This window comes from Stutzerimonas sp. LR2, from assembly GCF_055755175.1.
This window is the reverse complement of record NZ_JBVTRR010000005.1, coordinates 24893-38474: the sequence shown is the minus strand read 5'-3', so window position 1 is coordinate 38474 and position 13582 is coordinate 24893. Positions and strand designations below refer to the sequence as shown.

Annotated in this window: 14 protein-coding genes and 1 riboswitch; of the genes, 8 read left to right on the top strand and 6 right to left on the bottom strand. The window is 62.1% G+C overall.

What is annotated here, in order from left to right:
• The first annotated feature begins 103 nt into the window (after positions 1-103).
• Positions 104-922, top strand: a complete 819-nt coding sequence (locus tag ACVRRC_RS17730; protein ID WP_011912296.1) for a M48 family metallopeptidase — start codon at positions 104-106, stop codon at positions 920-922.
• 20 nt (positions 923-942) lie between these two features.
• Here ACVRRC_RS17730 and ACVRRC_RS17725 read toward each other — a convergent pair whose 3' ends face one another.
• The 4 genes from ACVRRC_RS17725 to ACVRRC_RS17710 form a co-directional block, all read right to left on the bottom strand.
• Positions 943-1386 (bottom strand): ester cyclase, encoded by a 444-nt coding sequence (locus tag ACVRRC_RS17725; RefSeq protein ID WP_013981987.1) that lies wholly within the window; start codon positions 1384-1386, stop codon positions 943-945.
• Between the two features lie 84 nt (positions 1387-1470).
• Positions 1471-2058: a TMEM165/GDT1 family protein gene (locus ACVRRC_RS17720; RefSeq protein WP_017244386.1), complete on the bottom strand. Its 588-nt coding sequence runs from the start codon at positions 2056-2058 to the stop codon at positions 1471-1473.
• A 90-nt stretch (positions 2059-2148) separates the two neighbouring features.
• Positions 2149-2265, bottom strand: a riboswitch (yybP-ykoY riboswitch).
• A 54-nt stretch (positions 2266-2319) separates the two neighbouring features.
• Positions 2320-3318 (bottom strand): class I SAM-dependent methyltransferase, encoded by a 999-nt coding sequence (locus ACVRRC_RS17715; RefSeq protein WP_048328661.1) that lies wholly within the window; start codon positions 3316-3318, stop codon positions 2320-2322.
• A 71-nt stretch (positions 3319-3389) separates the two neighbouring features.
• Positions 3390-4349, bottom strand: a complete 960-nt coding sequence (locus tag ACVRRC_RS17710) for a 2-hydroxyacid dehydrogenase (protein ID WP_041755402.1) — start codon at positions 4347-4349, stop codon at positions 3390-3392.
• 71 nt (positions 4350-4420) lie between these two features.
• On the opposite strand from ACVRRC_RS17710, the gene ACVRRC_RS17705 reads away from it, so the two are divergent.
• Both ACVRRC_RS17705 and ACVRRC_RS17700 read left to right on the top strand, forming a co-directional pair.
• Positions 4421-5050, top strand: a complete 630-nt coding sequence (locus tag ACVRRC_RS17705; RefSeq protein ID WP_472997320.1) for a LysE family translocator — start codon at positions 4421-4423, stop codon at positions 5048-5050.
• 106 nt (positions 5051-5156) lie between these two features.
• Positions 5157-6839: a fatty acid--CoA ligase gene (locus tag ACVRRC_RS17700; protein WP_048328663.1), complete on the top strand. Its 1683-nt coding sequence runs from the start codon at positions 5157-5159 to the stop codon at positions 6837-6839.
• Between the two features lie 10 nt (positions 6840-6849).
• Here the strand turns inward: ACVRRC_RS17700 and ACVRRC_RS17695 are convergent, their stop codons facing one another.
• On the bottom strand, positions 6850-8886 hold the full coding sequence (locus ACVRRC_RS17695) for an ATP-binding protein (protein WP_048328664.1): 2037 nt from the start codon (positions 8884-8886) through the stop codon (positions 6850-6852).
• Positions 8887-9689: 803 nt separating this feature from the next.
• Here ACVRRC_RS17695 and ACVRRC_RS17690 point away from each other — a divergent pair.
• Both ACVRRC_RS17690 and trfA read left to right on the top strand, forming a co-directional pair.
• Complete coding sequence (locus ACVRRC_RS17690; RefSeq protein WP_472997319.1) at positions 9690-9986, top strand: helix-turn-helix transcriptional regulator; 297 nt, start codon at positions 9690-9692, stop codon at positions 9984-9986.
• Positions 9979-10890 (top strand): plasmid replication initiator TrfA, encoded by a 912-nt coding sequence (gene trfA, locus ACVRRC_RS17685; protein ID WP_174217681.1) that lies wholly within the window; start codon positions 9979-9981, stop codon positions 10888-10890. The genes ACVRRC_RS17690 and trfA overlap by 8 nt, the downstream gene beginning before the upstream one ends.
• Positions 10891-11211: 321 nt before the next feature.
• On the opposite strand, the gene ACVRRC_RS17680 is transcribed toward trfA, so the two are convergent.
• On the bottom strand, positions 11212-11946 hold the full coding sequence (locus ACVRRC_RS17680) for a TraX family protein (RefSeq protein WP_322318402.1): 735 nt from the start codon (positions 11944-11946) through the stop codon (positions 11212-11214).
• 311 nt (positions 11947-12257) lie between these two features.
• Between ACVRRC_RS17680 and ACVRRC_RS17675 the strand changes: the two genes are divergently transcribed.
• From ACVRRC_RS17675 to ACVRRC_RS17665, 3 genes are read left to right on the top strand one after another with little or no spacing between them, the layout of a single operon-like run.
• On the top strand, positions 12258-12944 hold the full coding sequence (locus ACVRRC_RS17675; protein WP_322318401.1) for a YiaD family glycine zipper/OmpA-like lipoprotein: 687 nt from the start codon (positions 12258-12260) through the stop codon (positions 12942-12944).
• Complete coding sequence (locus tag ACVRRC_RS17670; protein ID WP_472997318.1) at positions 12944-13243, top strand: hypothetical protein; 300 nt, start codon at positions 12944-12946, stop codon at positions 13241-13243. Before ACVRRC_RS17675 ends, ACVRRC_RS17670 begins: the two co-directional genes overlap by 1 nt.
• Complete coding sequence (locus ACVRRC_RS17665; protein ID WP_322318399.1) at positions 13230-13559, top strand: hypothetical protein; 330 nt, start codon at positions 13230-13232, stop codon at positions 13557-13559. Before ACVRRC_RS17670 ends, ACVRRC_RS17665 begins: the two co-directional genes overlap by 14 nt.
• Positions 13560-13582 lie beyond the last annotated feature (23 nt).

The window sequence follows — 13582 nt, the reverse complement described above, 5'->3', positions numbered from 1 at the left end:
AGCCACCTTATCGGCAGGATTTGCGACAACTGCAGCGGGGCGGCCGGTTGCCTGCCCGATAGGCCCGATCTAGGATACGGCGCAGGTTTTCCGGAGAGACTCGATGTTCAAGCCGCGCACGTTATCCATGCTGATCGCCGCCACCGCGCTGGCCGGCTGTCAGGCCGTCAACACCACCAGCGGTGGGGCCGTGGGGGTCGACCGCAAGCAGTACATGTTCAGCATGCTGTCGACCGACCAGGTCAACCAGATGTATGCCCAGTCCTATCAGGAAACGCTCAGCGCTGCCGCAAGCAAGGGCGTGCTGGAAAAGAACACGGCGATTGCCAAGCGCGTCAATGGCATCGCCGAGCGGCTGATCGCCAAGGTCGGCGTATTCCGCCCGGATGCCGCGCAGTGGGCCTGGGAAGTGAATGTCATCGACAGCCCCGAGCTGAATGCCAACTGCGGCCCGGGCGGCAAGATCATCTTCTATACCGGGTTGATCGAGAAGCTGAAGCTCACCGACGACGAGATCGCCGCGGTGATGGGCCACGAGATCGCCCACGCGCTGCGTGAGCACGGGCGCGAGGCGATGTCCAAGGCCTACGGCGTGCAGATGGCCACCCAACTGGGCTCGGCGATGGGTGTCGGCACTGGCGGACTGCAGCTGGCGAACATGGGCGTCGAGTACCTGATGACGCTGCCCAATAGCCGTGGCAACGAGAACGAAGCCGACCTGATCGGCCTGGAGCTGGCCGCCCGTGCCGGTTACAACCCGAACGCGGCGATCACGCTGTGGGAAAAGATGGCCTCGGCCGGTGGTTCGGCTCCGCCTGAGTTCATGAGCACCCACCCGTCCTCGGCGACTCGCACGGCGGCGCTGCGTGCCAACATCCCGAAGGTGATGCCGCTCTACGAGCAGGCTCGCGGCGGCCGCTAACGAAGATGGTCGCCGACCGCTCAGGTCGGCGACAGTAGGGTCGAGAGAGGCGTTTCGATACCCAGCTGCTGGTGCACGCCCTCGAGATCGATAAGGGTGTTGACCTCCTCGATGTCGCCGGCCGGATTGAGCGTCCAGACGCTCATGGCGGCGATGGCGAGGATCTTGTCGGTGACCGAATAGCCAAACAGGGGCGTGGCCAGCGTACCCATCACCGTGCTCGAGGTGACCACCTTGTGGCCCTCGCAGATACACTCATCCACCACCACTTCCAGGTCCGGCATGGCCGCACGCACGTTGCGCACGAGTTCGGCGAAGCCTGCGCTGTTCAGCGGCTGGCTGATGAATGAGCCCTTGTAGGCGAAATACTTGCTCTGCATCTGTTCGGAAAGGGCCAGGCGGCCCTTGTTCCAGCTCAGATCGATATGGTTGCAGACTCGTTTCTTGCGTCCATCCGCTGACATGCAGCCGGTCTCCTCGGGGCGCTGGTGGTGCGCTGCGGTAGCGCACTCTATCAGCTCCGTCGGCGCGCAGATTTGCGCTGCGTATCAGCCTGAGACAATCGTGCTCATGGTCACAGCCTGATAAGCGGCGTAGACGGCGAGAGCGGCGAAACCGCCGGCCGCGACCCGGCGAATCAGCGTCAGCGGCAGGCGATCGGCAGCGAAATGGCTCACCAGCACCACAGGAACGTTGGCCAGCAGCATGCCGACCGTGGTGCCGAGAATGACCAACACGAACTCGGGGTATTGCGCAGCCAGCATCACCGTGGCGACCTGGGTCTTGTCGCCCATCTCGGCGATGAAAAAGGCGATTGTGGTGGCGACGAAGGGGCCATAGGGGCGACCGAGCCTGGCATCGTCATCGTCGAGCTTGTCCGGCACCAGCGTCCACAGCGCTACGGCGGCGAAGCTCGCGGCGAGAATCCAGCTCAGCACGACCGGCGAGAACAGGCTTGATACCCAGCTGCCCACGGCACCGGCCGCGGCATGGTTGGCCAGTGTCGCCACGACGATGCCCCAGATGATCGGCCAGGGGCGGCGATAGCGGGCCGCCAGCAGAAGCGCGAGCAATTGGGTCTTGTCGCCGATTTCGGCGAGGGCAACGATGAGAGTGGGAACGAAGAACGATTCCAAGCGGCATTCCTTACAGGGCGGGTCGACAGATTCACCATGACATGCGCAGCCTGCCCGCCCGGGTCAGGTGTACATGTCATGGGTCTTGTCAAACCGGGCCATGCGCTATTGCTAGGCTGGCCGGTCGCATGCGCCATGGTCTGCGGACCAAGTGTGTTGACGCATGCCGGACGAGCAGGGCGCTCGTCGGAGACTACTCCCCCAAGGACGGCGGCGAGTTTGCCGCACCCGGCCGGTGGAAGCAACCGCTCGTCGCCGGCCTCAGCCTCGCACGGCGCGGTAGATGCGGAATCCGTCGCGTTCGGCCAGCGTCTGGCAGGTGCCGAGATGGCGCTCGATCAACGGCGGGTAACGCAGAAAGGCATTGGCCACGATACGCATCTCGCCACTCGCCTGCAGATGCTCGGCGGCGCGCTCGATCAGCGTTTCGCTGGCGTGATAGCTGGTGTGCACGCCCTGGTGGAAGGGTGGGTTGCTGATGATGGCCGCCAGTTGCCGAGGCGCAGCGTCGATGCCATCGCCGGCAATGACTTCAGCTTCGAGCCCGTTGGCGGCGAGCGTCCGGCGACTGCTCTCGACGGCGAAGGCGTCGACGTCCAGCAGCACCAGCTCGCTTTGCGGATAACGGCGCTTCAGCGTGGCACCGAGAATGCCGGCACCGCAGCCGAAATCCAGCAGTCGGCCACCGGGCAGGTTATCGAGGTGCTCGAGCAGCAGGGCGCTGCCCAGATCCAACCGACCATGGCTGAACACACCCGGCAGGCTGACCACCTCGAGCGGCCCGTCAGCCAGCTGCAGGGTGAAATGGCTGGCCAGGGCATCGAGATCCGGCGCGGCGGGCGCCTGCTCGATCTCGACCTGCCAGAGCTGGCAGTGGCGGGCACTGTCGAGCTTGCGCGCACGGCCGAAGCTGCCCAACTGCTTGGCGGCGCGCTCGATGCCGCCGCGCTTCTCGCCCACCAGGTATAGCGGTCGGCCGGGCAAACGTGCCGCCAGGGTCTGCAACAGATAGTCCGTCAGCTCGCGGGACTTCGGCAGGAACAGCACCGCCGTGTCGAACACCCCCTGCGGCGGGGCAACGCCGAAGGAGCAGCGCCCGCCGAAGCGCTTGTCCAGCTGCTGCTGTTCGCCGGCGTGCCAGCTCCAGGCGGTGGCGCCCGCCAGCTGTCCTAGCAGGTCGTCGGCCGGCAGGCCGGCGAGCAATACCCGGCCGCCGAACAGCTCGGTTTGACGCAGCAGCACTTCGCTTCGCGGGTCCATTGGCGTCTCCCTGAAAAAGGCCGGGAGCTTAGGGGCTCGGCGGCCTCTCTCGCAAGCCGCAGTTGCCCGGCTCAGTTGACCTGGCGGAGTGGGCTGCCGGCGAAGAACGCCGTGGCGTTCTCGGCCAGCTGAGCGACGATGCGCTGGCGAGCCTCGCGGCTGCCCCAGGCGCTGTGCGGGGTGACGATCAGACGCGGCAGGTCCGGGGCGAGGAGCGGGTTGTCATCGCGTGGCGGCTCGCTGGTCAGCACATCGGTGGCAGCACCGCCCAGGTGGCCTCGGCGCAGGGCATCGGCCAGTGCCTGTTCGTCCACCAGCCCGCCTCGGGCGGCGTTGATCAGGAAGGCGGTCGGCTTCATCAGCTGCAGCTCGCGGGCACCGATGAGATTGCGCGTCTGTTCGGTCAGGGGGCAATGCAGGGTCAGTGCATCGACCTGTGGCAGCAGCTCGTCCAGGTCGAGGCGATCCGGGCGCTTCGGCCGTCCCGGCAGGTTGCCGACCAGCACCCGCATGCCCAGGGCTTCGGCCAGCTTCGCCACGGCACTGCCCAGCTCGCCATGCCCGAGCAGGCCGAGGGTCTTGCCGTCCAGCTCGACGATCGGGAAGTCGAGCAGGCAGAACTGTCCGCTTTCCTGCCAGCGTCCGCGGGCGACGGCAGCCTGATAGTCGGGCAGCCGCGTGGCCAGGGCCAGCAGCAGCATCAGGGTGTGCTGGGCGACGGTTGGGGTGCCGTAGGCCTGGCAATTGCTGACGGCGATGCCGCGTTCACGGGCGGCCTGCAGGTCGATGTTGTTGACGCCGGTGGCCGAGACGAGGATCAGCTTGAGTTCCGGGCAGGCGGCGAGGGTTTGCGCATCCAGGGCCACCTTGTTGACGACGGCAACCTGCGCGCCGCGCAGGCGCTCGACGATCTGTTCCGGCGTGCTCAGGTCGTGGCAGACCAGCTCGTCGAAGGCGCTGCGCAGCGGGGCGAGGTCGAGGTCGCCCTGGTCGAGCGGGGAGAGGTCGAGGAAAACGGCGCGATTGGGCATCAACTGTACCTTTCGAAGTCGCCAGGGCTGGTCGACAATGCCAACCTGGGCTTAGGCGTGGAGAGCGGATTGTGTACTGGATGGAATTTATGACCGTGGCGCTGGTGCATCTGCTCGCGGTGGCGAGCCCCGGCCCGGATTTCGCGGTGGTGGTGCGCGAAAGCGTGGCGCAGGGCCGGCGTGCGGGTAGCTGGACTTCGCTGGGAGTCGGCTGCGGAATATTCGTCCATGTCGCCTACTCCCTGCTCGGCATCGGCCTGATCGTCTCGCAGTCGATTGTGCTGTTCAACCTCTTCAAGTGGCTGGCGGCCGCTTATCTGGTGTACCTCGGCTGGCGAGCGCTGCGGGCTCGGCCGATGAACCTAGAGGCGATCGACGGGGCGAACGCACCGGTGGCGCGAAGCGCGTGGCGGGCGTTCGTGATCGGCTTTGTCACCAATGGCCTGAACCCCAAGGCCACGCTGTTCTTCCTCTCGCTATTCACCGTCGTGATCAGCCCCGATACACCGCTGCTGGTGCAGGCCGGCTACGGTTTCTACCTCGCCGGTGCGACTGCGCTGTGGTTTCTGCTGGTGGCCTGGCTGTTCAGCCGAGGCCGCGTGCGTGCTGGCTTTGCGCGCATGGGGCACTGGTTCGATCGGCTGACGGGGGCGGTGCTGATCGGCCTCGGCGCTCGCCTGGCCCTGAGCGAGATCGGTTAACACGCTGAAACGAGGTGCGGGGAAAATAATCCTTTGGACTGATTTTGCCCGGGGGGCGACGCTCTAGAGTGCAGCGTACAAGTCCAACAAGAACAGGATGCCCTCCATGCTGCAGACCCGTGTCATCAAGCCCGCGGCGAACGCCTACCAGTATCCCCTGCTGATCAAGCGCCTGCTGCTGTCCGGCGTGCGCTACGAGCGCAGCCGGGAAATCGTCTACCGCGACCAGCTGCGTTACGACTACCGCACCCTCAACGAACGGGTCGCGCGGCTGGCCAACGTGCTGACCGCGGCCGGGGTCAAGCCGGGCGATACGGTGGCGGTGATGGACTGGGACAGCCATCGCTACCTCGAATGCATGTTCGCCATCCCGATGATCGGCGCGGTGGTGCACACCATCAACGTGCGGCTGTCGCCGGATCAGATCCTCTACACCATGAACCATGCCGACGACCGCTTCGTGCTGGTCAACAGCGAGTTCGTGCCGCTGTACCAGGCAATCGCCGGGCAGCTGACCACCGTGCAGAAAACGCTGCTGCTCACCGATGGCGAGGCGCGTGATGCCGGCTTGCCGGACTGCGTCGGCGAATACGAAAGCCTGCTGGCCGCCGCCGCGCCGAGCTACGACTTCCCGGACTTCGACGAGGATTCGGTCGCCACGACCTTCTACACCACCGGCACCACCGGTAACCCCAAGGGCGTGTACTTCACCCATCGCCAGTTGGTGCTGCACACCCTGGCCGCGGCGGTGACCGTCGGCTGTCGGGAAAATCCGCGGCTGATGGGCTCGGACGACGTCTACATGCCGATCACACCGATGTTCCACGTGCATGCCTGGGGGCTGCCCTACGTTGCCACCATGCTCGGCCTCAAACAGGTTTATCCGGGCCGCTACGACCCCGAGTACCTGATCGATCTCTGGCGCCGCGAGCAGGTGACCTTCTCCCATTGCGTGCCGACCATCGTGCAGATGCTGCTCAATGCCAAGGCCGCCCAGGGCACCGACTTCAAGGGCTGGAAGATCACCATCGGCGGCAGCGCGCTGACCCGCGGCCTCTACGACCAGGCAAAGGCGTCCGGTATGAATCTGATCGCCGCCTACGGCATGTCCGAGACCTGCCCGCTGATCTCCGGGGCGCACATCAACGACGAACTGCTGGAGGCCGACGAGGACACGCGCAGCACCTTCCACCTCAAGGCGGGCGTGCCGGTGGTGCTGGTGGACGCGGCGATCCAGGCCGCCGATGGCAGTTTCCTGCCGGCGGATGGCGCCTCTCAGGGCGAGCTGGTACTGCGGGCGCCCTGGCTGACCCAGGGCTACTACAACGAGCCGGAGAAGAGCGAGGAGCTCTGGGCCGGCGGCTGGCTGCATACCGGTGACGTCGCGGTGATCGACGAGATGGCCAATATCGAGATCCGCGACCGCATCAAGGACGTGATCAAGACTGGCGGGGAGTGGTTGTCGTCACTGACGTTGGAGGGACTGATCAGCCGCCACGAGGCTGTGCGTGACGTGGCCGTGGTTGGGGTGCCGGACGAGCGCTGGGGTGAGCGGCCCTTCGCACTGGTGGTGCTGGGCGAAGGCCAAGAGTTGAATGCCGAACAGCTGCGTAACTTCCTTGAGCCGGCGGTTGCCGAAGGCCATATCAACAAGTGGGCGATTCCCCAGCAGATCGCCGTGGTCACCGAGATTCCCAAGACCAGTGTCGGCAAGCTGGACAAGAAGCGTATCCGCAGTGAGCTTGCCCGCTGGCAGACGGAGGGCGTCGCGCAGCAGGCGTCGCGCTGAAGGCGTTCGGTTACGCGGGGGCGGACTCCAGCAGGTGCTGCACCCGTTCCTGCAGGACGTCCAATGTGAAGGGCTTGCCGAGCAGATCCTCGGCTTGCGTCGAGGGTCGTGCGGCGATCAGCGCTTCCTCCGCATAGCCGGTGATCATCAGCACCTTCAGGTCCGGCAGCTGCAGGCGGGCCCGCTCGGCGAACTGATGCCCGTTCATGCCGCCGGGCAGGCCGATATCGGTGATCAGCAGATCTATCGGGTCGGTCTTCGCCAGCAGGTCGAGGGCGGTGACGCCATTGGCCGCCTGCAACGTACGGTGGCCCATTTCTTCCAGCACCTCGCATACCAGCGTGCGGATGTTGTCCTCGTCGTCCACCACCAGCACGCGACGGCCAGCTGGGGCATTCGGCCGCTGGCGCGGTGCTGCCTGCTCCGGCTGCTCCAGCAGGGCGCCTCGGTAGCGTGGCAGATACAGGCAGACCGAGGTGCCCAGGTCGGGCGTGCTGTCGATCTGCACGCTGCCGTCCGATTGCCGGGCGAACCCGTAGACCATCGACAGGCCCAGACCGGTTCCGGCGCCCAGCGGCTTGGTGGTGAAAAAGGGGTCGAACACATAGGGCAGCTTTTCCGGTGCGATACCACTGCCGTTGTCTTCGACGCACAACAGCACATAGCTGCCCGCGGACATGCCCAAACGGGCCGCTGCTGCGTCGTCCAACTCCCGGTTGGCGCTGCTGATGCGCAAACGGCCGCCGTTGGGCATGGCGTCCCGGGCGTTGAGCGCCAGGTTCAGCAACACGTTCTCCAGCTGATTGGCATCGCAACGGGTCAGCCAGAGGTCGTCGGCGAGCATCAGCTCGAACGCCACCAGCGGGCCGATGGTGCGTTGCAGCAGGTCCTGCATGCTCCTGACCAGCGCGTTGCCGTCGGTCGGCCGCATCTGCAAGGGCTGGCGCCGGGAGAAGGCCAGCAGCCGATGGGTCAGGGCAGCCGCCCGGTCTGCCGAGCTCTGCGCATTGGCGAGATGGCGTCGCAGGTCATCGTGGCGGCCCTGATCGAGGCGACGTTCGAGCAGGCCCAGCGAGCCGACGATGCCGCCCAGCAGGTTGTTGAAGTCATGGGCGAGGCCACTGGTGAGCTGACCGACCGCTTCCATCTTCTGTGCCTGGTGCAGTGCCGATTCGGCGGCTGCGCGGGCTGCAATGGCCTCATCGACTCGGCTTTCCAGCGTGTCGTTCAGGCGCTGCAGGGCCAGTTCGGTGCGCTTGTGCTCGGTGACATCGATGCACGCGCCGACCAGGTAGGATGGTCGCCCGGCCTGGTCACGCACGTTCATCGCCCGCCCGAACAGCCAGCGCTCGCTCTGGCCCAGCAGCACGCGGAAGTGCATTTCGAAATCGTCACCACTCCTGGCGCAGCGTTCGCCCAGCAGCACCAGGCGTTCGCGGTCGTCGTGGTGCATGCGCTCGCGCAGGTCGCTCAGGTAGATCTCGCCGAAGCCCTCCATGCCCACCAGGCGCAACATGGCGGCGTCCATGTCGATCCGCTGGCTCGCGAGCTGCCAATAGAAGGTCCCCGTGCCCGAGACCAGCAGCGCGGCATTCAGGCGTTCATCGCTTTCCTGCAGCTGCGCACGGGCAAGCTCCTGGGCATGCATTTGGGCGGTAACGTCCTCGACCCGATGGATGACATAACGCACCCGCCCGCGGTCGTCCTTCACCGGCGCGTTGATCACGTTCCAGAAGCGCTCCTCGAACCCGCCGCCACTGGCTTCGGGGCGCCGGATGGCATAACGCACCTGGCTCAGGCGCTGGGTCTGGCCGGTGGCGATGACGTCCTCCAGGGAGCGGCGCAGCGTCGCTGCGCCGGAGCTCGGCTTCTCCGGCTCATGGTCGCTGAATACCTCGAACAGCGGCTTGCCGATCACGTCTTCCCGGCGAGTCATGGTGACGCGCAAGCGCTCGTCACTGCTGGCAACCATGGTGTATTCGGCATCCGCCGCCACGATCAGATAAATGCCGGGCAGGCCGTCGATGATTGCCTGCAGGTCATGCATAACGATCAGTTCCCTCGGTTGGGTGCGCCTAATGCGCATGCCTTTTTAATGACTCCATCGGGGCCGGAAAATTGCCCGGCCGTCGTGGGCGGCGCGCAGGATTGCCTGCCACCCGCGCAGGCGGCAATCTGTTCGTCCCGCGCCGTCGGCGCAGTGAAACAGCCCAATCGAGGACGTCATGGCGGCCACCCAAACAACGCTGATCCGCGAAACCTTTCCCGTCGGCCCCTTGCAGTGCAACTGCAAATAAAGACAATATTACGAACGATGTGAGACCTGCCTTTCAGGTGTGTAAGCCTTGTAAATCAAGGGTATAAGGCTGTTAACCAATAATCCATGTTCACGATGAGTCATCTGAAATCACACGCTCAGTGTGACAAGATTGTGCCGCGACGGTTGCGAGAATTACCGCCGATGATTACTCTGTCCTAGATCGCGCTGGCGAGGTACGAAAAATGCCCTGGCTCGGCATCTGCCACCTGGTAGTGGCTGGTGTAGCTAAACGAGTTAGCAGGGTTCCTCGGTTCAGCACTGTAGTAGGGAAAAGCGGAAGTACCTGCTACGGAAGAAAGGATGCCTCGAACGAGGCTATCGCCTGATGATGTCGAGCTACCGGCTTTGATGGGGCCGGAACCCAATTAGTGAGACACGGAGGAGAGCGGGAGCAGCTGAGGGCAAAACCCCGCGTCGGGCACGGTTCCCATTCTAGAGCTGAACCAGCAGTTCTAATTGGCAATCGCCGGCGCTGCCGCGCACCCATCCAAACCTGATCCTGCAATGCATGGATCGGGGGAGGATGAGTTATGTCTCTCGAAAAACTTCTCACAGTCGATGATCTCGCCAAAATCTTAGGCCGGTCGGCCGGCACCATCAAAAATCAGCACTCAAAGCACCCCTACAAGTTACCTCCTGTCTGCCGCATTCCTGGGGCGGGCCGGCTGCTGTGGCGTCGAGAGGATGTTGATCGATGGCTTCAGCAACACGTCGTCCGGCTCATTGACCCTGTTCTTAGTCCCGAAAAGCGGAAGCCGGGGCGACCGCGGAAGTCCGAAACGCTGGCTCGCAATAGGCTGGCGGATCGGGGGGCTCAGTATGCATGAGCCTTGGCAGGGGGAAGACGCTGCGCACGGCACCTCTTCAAGAGTTCATGCAGTTTTGCATAGGCGATTGCAAGAAGCTGCTGAACGAGAAAATTCTAAAAATGCCATGCAAGCCGAAGTTGGACGCCAAACCAGCGAGGCCGCTCCTTCTCAATATCAATTTCCCTTTCTACCTGTCATGGCATCAGCGATGCCGACGCAGTGGACTAGGACTAGTTTGTTTTCAAATCTCAAGAAAGGAGAGCGGAGAACTTTAAAGAATCAAGTTCTTGAGGGGCGGTCTGATTGCTTAGTAAGAATGTCAGGCGAGGAGTTAGATATGTATGATAATGATGTTTTTTTGCATGCGATTCAGTTGGCCCAAGGTGCTTTCCCAGGCGAAAGGGTATATTTCGAGCGATCATCATTCTTGCGTGCAATTGGTCGTGGGAGCGATCTTTCTTCAGAGAGTTATCGACGTCTTCATGAGTCAATGGAGCGACTTACAAGTGCCACCATATTTGTTCAAGGCCAAATGGGGGGTGAAAGCTTTAGGTTGATAGATAAATTAAGATGGGGCGTGAGTGGGCAGTACTCCATAGAGATGGATGCGGAGATTGTTTCGATATTTGCAAATGAGTATCTCGCTTTCATTGATATGGATGTTCGGATGAGATTAAAAAGCCCTCTGGCAAAATATCTCCAAAATTATATTGCGGGACATAAAGTTGGGGGGCACGGAATAGGTTGTGACAAACTCAGAGTGTGGAGCGGTTCGCGAGGACGCGCACGCGACTTCAATTGCCGGGCATTACCGAGTGCGCTTAACGAATTAGAAAATGAGGGAGTTATCAGAGATTGGTCAATCGGAGGCGATATCGTTCGATGGACGCGTATTCCTCACGTCAGAAGCAGGAGGCTATGAGTTATCCACAGGCGTCGGGGTAGCTGCGCAGCTCTCATCGGGGTAGCTGCGCGTTGCTTCGGGGTTACTGCGCGGATCATCGGGGTTACTGCGCGCACACACACGATGAAGACCAGTCTTCACGCGGGCTCCAGCGATGAGGTAGGGCCCCTAACATGTTTCTAAAATTGTATTTAACATCAGAGATTCAGGATTTTCGGTGTCGGGGTTACTGCGCACAGATTGGATTCAGATATACCTGCCCAACTAAGCGCCTTACGGCGCTTTAGAGCCCCAGAAGGGAAAGGGAGTGGTTGGGAGCTGTGTGGCGGCTTCGCCGCTTCAGATCCAGGCGAGCGACAGGGAGCTGAACAGCAGCATATGAATCGGATAAAGCGGGTACATCCAGGTGCTGACCGGCCTGATCGACCGCACGCGGAATTGCAGTAGTGCCAGGCCGAGCAGCGGCGCCAGGGCAGCTGCAGAGATACTGGCCAGCGCCCTGGCAGGCAGATCGGGCAATAGCATGATTCCGGCGCCGGTGTTCGCGAGAACCGCGACCAGAGCTGCAGTCGACCAAGTGACGATCCTGGTTTCAATGACGCGCGCCTGGAGAGCGGCCAGCAGAACGGCTGGCAGAAGTACGCCAGCAAGGCCGTAGCTCAGAATCGGTCGATAAGCTGTGGCGACGGCCAGGGCTACGACCCCTGCAGTGATCAGTGAGGGCGTTCGGTGATGTATCGCCTGAGTGATGACAAGACCAAGGCCCAAGGTGAAGAGGATATTTAAATAATTGCTCTCGAAAAATCTCGAATAAGGTTGCTGGCTAATCAGTGCAAATAAAAGCATTCCGCCGAGATATTTCAATCCGCCTGAATATCCTATCGGCTGCCGATAAACATTCGCCGCGATTGCGAGACAGAAGAGAGGGAACGCGAGGCGTCCGATGATGCGCATCCAGCGGAATGTCTCTTGTAACTCAACTGGCAGGATATACCAGGAGTGATCGATGATCATGGTGATCAATGCGATCCACTTGATTAGATCAAGAGAGTTATCTCGTTCAAAATTTTTCATTAGATAAACTCTACGAAGGCTGGCGTTTCAAAGTTTATTAAATGGTACTTTTTTAGTGTGTAAAAGTCATCGATTTTTTGTTTGTGGTGCTTGTATATTGAGTGTTGAGGATTATAATTAAGTTAAGATTTTTTGTTCGAGCAGTTGCTATATACCGAACCTCCCAGGATCAGCGACAGGGGAGGCTAGGCAATTAAAAGAAATGCTCTGTCGAGTGCTCGCTGTGACCTCAAGTTGATCCGCCGTTCAATCGGCTTCGCATGCAATCGCGTGCAACTTCAATCAACCAGTCGCAGTAAAGGACTCGACACATGAAAAAACTCATCACCGCATCGCTGATCCTCAGCATCCTCTCTCTCGCTGGCTGCGCTGGCATTGGCCCGACCGATCAGGACGGTAGTCGCAATCAAACTTTGACTTGGGGCAGCATCGGCACCCTGGCCGGCGCAGCTGCAGGCGCGCTCATCAACCAGGACAACCGTGGCAAGGGTGCGTTGATCGGCGCAGGTATCGGTGGCCTGGCAGGCGCTGGCTATGGCGCTTACGCCGACCGACAGGAAGCTGAATTGCGCAAGGCGACCGCAGGCACCGGGATCGAAGTGCAACGCCAGGGCGACGACATCAAGCTGGTGATGCCTGGCGCGATCACTTTCAAAACTGGTTCGACTGAGCTCAGCCCAGCAGCTCAATTCAACCTCGACAAGCTGGCCGGCAGCTTCCGCCAGTACGGCGACAACAACATCGAGGTCACCGGCCACACCGATAGCGTGGGCTCCAACGCCAGCAACATCGAGCTGAGCCAGAAGCGCGCAATCAGTGTCGGCAAGCATCTCATCGGCCAGGGCATCGAAAAGAACCGCATCCAGGTCTACGGAGCCGGTCCGTCTCAGCCGATCGCCAGCAATTCGAGCGAGGAGGGGAGGGCACAGAACCGTCGTGTTGAGATCCGCCTGAAAGCTCCGATCCAGCCTGTGGCCCTGGAACAGGGGGCCAAGTGATGACCCTGCGCCTGGCACCCCTGCCAGGCCTCGATACCGCCCTGCTACTGCAGCAGGGCGAGATCTTGGAACAGGCGGCGCAGATGATCGAGTCTGCGACCGCCAGCCGGGAGGAGATCGAGGAGCTGCGCATACGGGCAGAAGAATACTGCGTCCTAGCCGACTCCGGCCGGGTCGCTTTGGTCCCCGGTACTGGCGCGAAGCTCCGCGCCGGCGCCGACGAACTGAAGCAGTTGATCCGTGACTGGCGTGCAGCGCAGCAGGATCTGGCTGAGGAGATCGCTGATGAACGTGCTTAACCTGGTATGGCCTGGTTTCTCCGCAGCTCGCCGGATCGCCCGCAACCCCGTGCGCTTCCTGGTCGCCGGCCTGGAGGCCTGCGTGGCCTTTCCTGGTGAGGTTGCGCCTCGGTTCTTTCGTTGGATTGCCGGCCTGGTGATGTTCTTCCTGGTATTCATTTGCTGCATCGCAGCCCTGACCTGGCCTGTCGCGATGGTTGTTGTTGGATGGGCGGCACACAGCGAAATGCTATCGATCAGTCACGCTCAGAACTGGGCCGTATGGCTGACAATTCTGGCCTATTTCGCGTTGCTGACCTCGAAGGTGATGGAATGATCGGCCGGATGGATGCACTGGCT